Origin of the sequence: Pseudonocardia sp. Ae150A_Ps1 (assembly GCF_001932315.1) — a bacterium.
GTDB lineage: Bacteria > Actinomycetota > Actinomycetes > Mycobacteriales > Pseudonocardiaceae > Pseudonocardia.
In genome coordinates, this window is the sequence record NZ_MCIJ01000006.1 from 1 (window position 1) to 6,289 (window position 6,289).

Annotated in this window: 6 protein-coding genes; all 6 read right to left on the reverse strand. The window is 66.5% G+C overall.

Features of this window, described 5'->3' with window-relative positions:
- Positions 1-620, reverse strand: a 620-nt coding sequence (locus Ae150APs1_RS30115) for a hypothetical protein (protein WP_139317656.1), incomplete at its 3' end; no start/stop codon positions are given.
- Between the two features lie 111 nt (positions 621-731).
- Positions 732-1,139, reverse strand: coding sequence for a hypothetical protein (locus tag Ae150APs1_RS30120; RefSeq protein ID WP_075303174.1), 408 nt, complete (start codon positions 1,137-1,139; stop codon positions 732-734).
- 118 nt (positions 1,140-1,257) lie between these two features.
- Positions 1,258-2,031, reverse strand: a complete 774-nt coding sequence (locus Ae150APs1_RS30125) for a GntR family transcriptional regulator (RefSeq protein WP_075303177.1) — start codon at positions 2,029-2,031, stop codon at positions 1,258-1,260.
- A 1,150-nt stretch (positions 2,032-3,181) separates the two neighbouring features.
- A complete protein-coding gene (locus Ae150APs1_RS31765) occupies positions 3,182-3,796 on the reverse strand; it encodes a hypothetical protein (RefSeq protein WP_139317327.1) in 615 nt (204 codons plus the stop codon).
- Between the two features lie 256 nt (positions 3,797-4,052).
- Positions 4,053-5,324, reverse strand: coding sequence for a protein rep (locus Ae150APs1_RS30130; protein ID WP_075303180.1), 1,272 nt, complete (start codon positions 5,322-5,324; stop codon positions 4,053-4,055).
- A gap of 418 nt (positions 5,325-5,742) precedes the next feature.
- Positions 5,743-6,289, reverse strand: a 547-nt coding sequence (locus Ae150APs1_RS32455; protein WP_170918226.1) for a hypothetical protein, incomplete at its 5' end; no start/stop codon positions are given.

A 6,289-nucleotide genomic window follows, 5' to 3' on the forward strand; every position in this document is an offset into this window, starting at 1 on the left:
GCGGCCGGGTCGTCAACGCCGGAGACCTGCCACGCCGCGTGCCGGGTCCCGGTGAACGGCCGCCACAAGAGGCCGGTCGGGTCCGACCCGCAGAGGGTGACCAGCGGGTCGGCGGCGAGCTGGGCCAGCAGTCCATAGGTGAAGACCGACTTCCCGGAGCGGGTGACGCCCTGAACGATGGTGTGGGCGACGTCGTCGGCCCAGGACTGCGCGAGATCCCGGGCGGTCTCGTCGCGGCCGAGCAGGACCCGGCCCGGGGCGGCGGGCAGGACCAGGCCCACGGTGCCGTCGAGCGGGTCGGCGCCGAGCAGCTCGATACGGGCGTGGATCTGCCCGAGGGCGGTGACCCGCAGGGCGACGGCGCCCAGGTGCGGGGCGATGCGCAGCGCGAGCCGGCGCAGGTCGCCGAGCAGCTGACCCGGGAGCAGCTGCACCGTCAGCACGACCGGCGGCCCGAGCACGACGTCGACAAGGCGGGGCACGGTCACGGTGGGGCCGGTGACGGTGTCGACCCGGGTGCACAGCCCGGCGCCCTCGCAGGCCTGCCGCCAGGCCCACCACAGGGCGTCGACCTCTCGCTCGTCGAGAGCCCGCTCCTGCCGCGCGGTCCAGAATCCCATTTCTCTCCCCATTTCTAGCGATTGTTTTTTGTGCAGCACAACAACGGCCCCGCATTTCGAAATGGTCAGGAATGCGGGGCCGACGTCTCTTTCTCTACTTGGCCGGGCGGATCAGGCCGCGTCGCCCTGCGCCTTGCCCGGGCGCGGAGCGGCCTGACCGCGGATCCCGTCCGCGGACCAGCGCGGCGGGGTGAGCTGCCCGGTCTTGCGCTGCACGTAGCCCGGGGTCATCACCAGCCCCTCGAAGTGCAGCGGCTGGCCGAAGCCACCGGCGGCAGGCTGGTCGTGGGAGGCCACCAGGATCTCGACCACGGCCGTCTTGTCCCGCTCATCGGCCTGGTCGGCCGGGGTGATCGCCTCGACCCGCCACAGGCCGCGGCCGTTCTCGTCGACCTCCTGGCGACCCTGCGGGTCCGGACGCCGCGAGCCGTCGGACAGCTCCACCCACTTCGCCACCGGGGTCACGGTGCCGGTGCTGATCAGGGTCACGCGGTCGGTGTCGATCGGGTAGCTGCGCATCGTTGTCTCCTGGGTGTCTGCGGCCCCGGTGCTTAGGTGCCTATGCAGGTCAAGGTAACAGATGCCTAGGCACCTATGCAACACCGGAGTCCAGGACAGAGAACCGCAGGTCAGAAGCTCAGAGGTTCGTGCTGCTCTCGCTGGTGACGATCACCGGCGCCTCCGGGTAGCAGTAGGTGCCCACCTCGATCGGCCAGCCGCCTTCGACCTGGATCGTGTCGACGATCCGCAGGAGCGGCTCACCCTCACCCACCCGCAGGGACTCGGCTTCCGCAGCAGTCGCCCGAACGATCCCCACAACGTGGTGGTGCCCCGTGAGATCCCGGCCCAGCCTCTCGGCGATGTAGGCCGGCGACCCTTCCGGGATCGAGTCGTCGTCGAGCAGCCGGGCGGTGACGTCGACCTGCTGGTCGAGGAGGGCGGGGAGGAACCATGAGGTCGCGACCGTGTACGGCTGATCGTCCCGGTAGATCACGCGCCGCCGGTAGACCAGCTGGGACGCGACCGTGGCGTCGAGGCAGGCGAGAACGATCTCTGGTGCATCGCTCCCCGGAGCAGTCCCGACGGTGCGTTCGCTGCGCTCGTTAGGCAGGTAGATGGGGCCACCGCTGAGCATTCGGCGCCACATCGCATCCGGGGTGACACCCGTAGTCGAGGACCCGGAGGCGACGATCAGGCCAATTCCGGGCTCGGTGTAGGCCAGGCCGGTGTTTCGGAGTTGCGCCGCAACCTTGTTGGCTGTCGCCCGGCTAACTCCCCAATCCTCCTGAATCTGAACTCCGGTGGGGAGCCGGTCACCCGGAGACAGTTCACCGCTGGCGATTTTCTTCGAGATCGACCGGGCGATCTGCATATAAGGGGCCTCGGCCCGGGCCAACTTGTGGATTGCCATTTCGAGTGTTCCTTCCACTTCTCTCTACTACAGGGTGCCTATGGCTACATGATACCTAGGTACCAACGCAACAGCAGCCTCCGGCGGCCACTGCGTGGTGCGCCTCGGCTCCCGCAGTCCCGAGGAGAGTCTGCGGCCGAGCAGGTGGAGGCGGTGGGTAGCGGGCTCCGGCTGGCTCTGCACTCACGTCGGCCCCGGAGGGCTGCACGGCCGCCGCAGGACCCGCAAGCCTGGGCAGCTCGGCCGCCGGTCGAGCCGAGATGTTGCGGGTCCCACGACGGCCGTGCAGGCGCAAGCGCGCCGACGTGACCGCAGACCCACCCTCCGAGGACACCTCGTGTCTAGCGACGGCTAGACGGGTGTGTCGTCGTATCAACGACAGCAACGGTTAACCGTCAAGACGGCAAGACAGACTGACGGCAATGTCGTCGTTAGGTTGACATGACGGCGTTGTCGTCGTGGCCGCCGCCCGGGCTCAGCGGTCGCGGTCGAGCCAGAGCCGGACGGCGCGGCGTTCCTGAGCGGGAAAGGGCACCCCCGCAGCGGACCACATCGCCCGATCTTCTGTCGAATTCATGTTCGACCAAGGACGTGTTCATCCCCCCGGGCGTGATCATGTCCCTTGTGTCGTCGCATCGACGACGCCGACGGTTGGCGCCGTCTGGCTGTCAGCGCAATCGCATACTTCAGCGGCGTCAAAGAATCATTGACACCTCAGCTCTCATCGCCGTCAGAACCATTCACGCTAATAAGCTCATGATGGTGTGCTGAATCCGCAGGGCAAACCCACGATGGACCATCCTCAGTATCTACTGGGGATAGAGGATGTACATGCCCCGGACAAGGCGGGAGAGGTTCACCCGTATACCACTCCACAAAAGCATCCTGGAGCTGGGAGGCAGTCGCGACAATAGCGTCAGTCTCGGGTGAGCTTCGGGAAAAGTAGACTGGACCGATCTCATCACCCGCCGGAGTCCCCAGAACAATCTGAAGCTCAATTGAAGGTGGCAGATCATCCCTGCCAAATGGAACAACAGGGTCGCTATTCAGGATCTTACGAATAGACCACCCACGTTCTCCGACTGTTAAATCACGGAGGATTCCGTTGATTAGATGTTTGACGTCCGGAGCAGACATGTCCCCCAGTCCTTCAGTAAGTGAGCTTAAGCTGCCCGCCAATCGTCAGGCGAATATTAGATCCACCGCCAATTGCACTGCGGAAGCTGAGAACATCAAAGTAGTCAAGGATATCATTCACCCAGACCTTGGCGAAAGAACCGTGGAAAATGTAGCTCGCAGACTCGTAATGAGCTGCATTTCTCGGCTGCGGAACCCTATTCCGCCACCATGACATCCCCTGCTCGGTAACAGGACTAATAGCGCTAGCTTTCAGTGCATTAGACATTCGGAAGCCCCAGGCTACCACTGCGTACTTAGGAAGACATGTCATCTGGAAAGACATAGAGCCCCTTTTATCCGCAGCCGGATAGTAGCCCTGCCCACATCCGATCGTTGGAATATAAGGTGCCGCTTTTGCGGCTGCATTTGGTTCTGATCGCTGTACCGCAGACTCCGTTGCAAGATCTCGTTTAATCTTATCTGCCTCGTCCGAGGAAACGGGACTATCAAAGTCCACCGTTAGAGTGCTTGTCAGACCGTCTTGAGTCGAGTTAATCGTAATTTCGTCAACAGTATCGGGCTCTTGAGCAAGAGCTGGCTGCACCCCCAAAATACTGAAAGCTAAAATCATAGCTGTAACAGCCATTCCTCGAAATCTCCGAGTCGTAGGCGGAATAGAAGTCGGAGATCCCATGTGAGGATACATTCCTTTCAGGACAGGATGAGGGAAAGCAGCTCTACAAAACACCCGTTGTCCTCTTTGGTCAATGTAGCCATTAGGGTGACGCTTCAATCTGAAGGAGTGATGAAGAAAATCACCCTATGTGGTCTTTTCGTGCGGAAGGGTGAATGCAAAAAGATTTAGTAACAAGGAGCTTAAGAGATACGATAAACACTTCCAACTAGTCCTCACCTGGGAGACACCCTGGCCGTCGAATGTCAGTGAGACCGGTCGGCAGCCACCACTCGACTCCGAGGTCATCGAGCCAGGATCGGGCGGCGTCGACGCCGTGCCGCTCGGTGACGTCGATCAGCTCGGCGGCGCGGGGCTCGACGACGTACCAGGTCTCGCGGGGCAGGACGGCGACGTCGTCGCCCTGCAGGTCGGCTGCGGCGATCTCCTCGTCGGTCTGCTCCTCGTCGAGGTCGTCGACGTCGCGCCGCAGGTCGTGATCTCGCTGGGACCAGGTGAGCTGGCGGCGGCCGCGGATCAGCTCCTCGTACTCGCGGAGCAGGTGACGGGCGTGCAGGTCCGCGAGCTGCACGACCTGGCCGGTGTCGGGGTTCTCCATCCGGCGCCCGACGGTGGCGTCGCGCATCAGCTCGTAGATCGACCGCGAGGTGCCGCGAGCGGCCTTGGTCGAGCCCATCACGGCCTCGCTGGCCAGGCCCTTGCAGACGTAGCGGGCCCAGGCTCCGGAGGTCTCGGAAAGGCCGGCGGATCCGACGTCGACGCGCTGGACGTCGAGACCGTGGTCGAGGGTCGGGGCGGGCATCCCGGCCCGCACGAGCCCGGACGACCAACGGACGAACCACGAGCCGGTCATCGCGTCGACGGCGTCATCGGACATGGTCTGCTCGACGACGACCAGGGCGTGAACGTGGACGTGCCAGCCGTTGTCTGCCGAGCGGGTGACCTCCAGGGCGCGGACCCATCCGCGCAGGCCGGAGGCGTAGTCCTGCTGGGCCGCACGGCCCCCGGTGACCGATCCCCACCCCTTGGTCAGCGCGGCCAGGCATTCGGCGAGGGAGTGCTCGCGGTGGTGGCGCATCGTGAGGGTGACCAGCAGCGGGACGCCGCCGGTGCCGACGTGGTGGGCGAGGACCTTGCCGACCTCCTCGGAGCGCTGGGCCGCGATCCGGACCGAGCACTCCGGGCACATCCACACCGAGCCGCAGGACCAGAGCCCGGAGAACCCGGCGACCCGGCCAGTGGCGCCGGTGGTGGCCTGCGCGGCGGTGCCGGTGGCGTCGGTGACCCGCAGGACGACCGAGCCGTCCGGGCGGCCGCCGGGGAGCCCACAGCTAGCGGTCCGGCCCTGCGCGACCTGCCGCAGCCCCTTGCGGATAGCCCACCGCTCAGCCCGGCGCTCGCTGCGCCGGTCCTGCACCGCGATCGGGTCGGTGCGGTCGAGCTTGGGCAGGGTCTCGCGGAGGGTGAGCCAGCTCTGCACCTCACGCCGGACGACGTCCTGACCTGCTGCGGAAGAGTTGTTCGTGGAAGTGCCAAGGGCCTCGCTGCGCTCGGCCGCCGGGCCCGCGCTTGCGCCTCCGGCGCCGCGCGGCCCGGCTCCGGCTGCAGCAGGGGCCAGGGCATCGCCACGGGCACCTCTGAGCGCGCCGGAGACGGCCGTTCGGGCGTCGTGCGTGTGTCGGCGTGGTGCACCGTCGCGGGTGCCCGTACCGTGGCGCTCAGCCACAGCGGCTGGCCTCACTTCTTCGCGGGAGTCATTGGCTTGGTCCGCCGCTGGTGCAGAACCCTGGGCGTTGGCGCGCCTGGGGCTCTCGGCTTTCCTGGGGTCCGACAGTGGCCCCCGGCGGGCCCCGATCAGGGGCGACACGCCGGGAGCGGCCGGATCGATCTGCACGAGCTCAGGCCGCGACCGCGGCCGGGCCGGTCTCCTCCGGCGGGCACGCCGACCTGACCGCGGCGACGTACTCGGGGTATCCGCCCAGGTAGGGGGCTCGGAAGCGGGTCAGCTCCTCGCCGGGGGCGGACAGCAGGGCGACGCCGGGGCAGGCGACGGTGTGCTGGTCGGCCAGCTCGGCGGGGGCGCCGGGGTGCAGCAGCTCGACGCTGGCGCGGTTGTCGGTGCGGAAGCTGATCCGGAGCGAGCACATGGCGCGCTCGAACGCGCCGACGATCGCGGCCTCGGCACGCTGCACGATGAGCACCAGCCGGTAGCCGGCCTTCGCTCCCTCGGCCAGGAGCCGGCCGATCAGGGCGCGGATGCGCTTGCCGATCGGGTCCTTGGTCGTCGACGCGGCGTCGGCGGTGCGGTAGAGCGCGGCCAGCTCCTCGAGGACGACGACCCGCAGCGGCTGGGCCGGGGTGATCTCGACGGTGTCGCGGTCGGCGGGCATCGAGGAGATCCGGGCGTCCATGTCCTCGACCAGGACCAGCAGGAGCGCTTCGTGC